Annotated in this window: 1 protein-coding gene; it reads left to right on the top strand. The window is 28.0% G+C overall.

The features are described 5' to 3' along the window. Nucleotides 1–227: 227 nt before the first annotated feature. A complete protein-coding gene (locus HMPREF0650_RS01235; protein ID WP_004347660.1) occupies nucleotides 228–707 on the top strand; it encodes an SMI1/KNR4 family protein in 480 nt (159 codons plus the stop codon). The last annotated feature ends 272 nt before the right edge of the window (nucleotides 708–979 follow it).

Genomic DNA, 979 nt, shown 5'->3' with positions numbered 1-979 from the left:
AAATAAGTGAAAATTCTGACATAGCAAAATCCCGAGCAACTTTTTGTTGCTCAGGTACTTAAAAAGTTTAATTTATAATCGTGTTGCGGAATTAAGGTTATAGAAAACAAATATGGTGGCGATAATGAGTGGTGGAATATTCATCCTGCTGCGAAACCACAAGAGCATCAGAGATTAATTCATGGTAAAGATTCACCAGCAAGATATTTATTTAAATGATTAGAGTTATGATTTATAAGCAGTTAAAAAAATATGTATTGCCAAATGAAAATGATAGGAAAAAAGAAATATATAAAAATTTCAAACATCATTTCTTTCCTATTTCTGATTCTGAAATTGAATTAGTGAAGAAAGAAATAGAAATACCTTTCGAGTTGGATTTTTTTTATAGACATATAGGTTATGGTTTCTTTTTCCAAAATAATAAGGATAATAGTGATAGGCTATTAGATGCAATTAGTTTTAAACAAATTAATCTTAGACAGGACTATTATAAGTATGATCCAGATATGGAATTGTATAATAGTTCTATTTTTCGAAACAAGTATATTTTTTATGAATTGTGTGAAGGAACTTATCTACATATTGATAAAAAAGCAATAGGTAGTCAAAATGCCATTTATTTTTTCGAAAGAAAGATTGCAAACTCGTTAGAGGATTTTTTACTTCGCTTTAATACAGAAGGACATTATTTTGAATATGGTTGAATTTGATGATACTGTATATTAATTATATGGGGTCTATTAATTCCAATAGTTTAATATGGAAGTTTTAGCAAGGTAAAATCAAGTATCATCATGGTATAATAAAATATCAGATAACACTAGTGTCCGGTTAAAATTTCCAGACTATCATTTATTTCGTTAATATTCAATGAGATACATCGATTTAAAAATTTTCCGATTTGATTTCTTATCTTTGTACTGTCTCATATATAAGATAGCACAGGATATGAATGTCGGAAACACTGTACTCTCGC

It is taken from the genome of Hoylesella buccalis ATCC 35310 (assembly GCF_000177075.1).
Taxonomy (GTDB): domain Bacteria; phylum Bacteroidota; class Bacteroidia; order Bacteroidales; family Bacteroidaceae; genus Prevotella; species Prevotella buccalis.
This window is presented reverse-complemented; position numbering and strand designations above follow the sequence as displayed.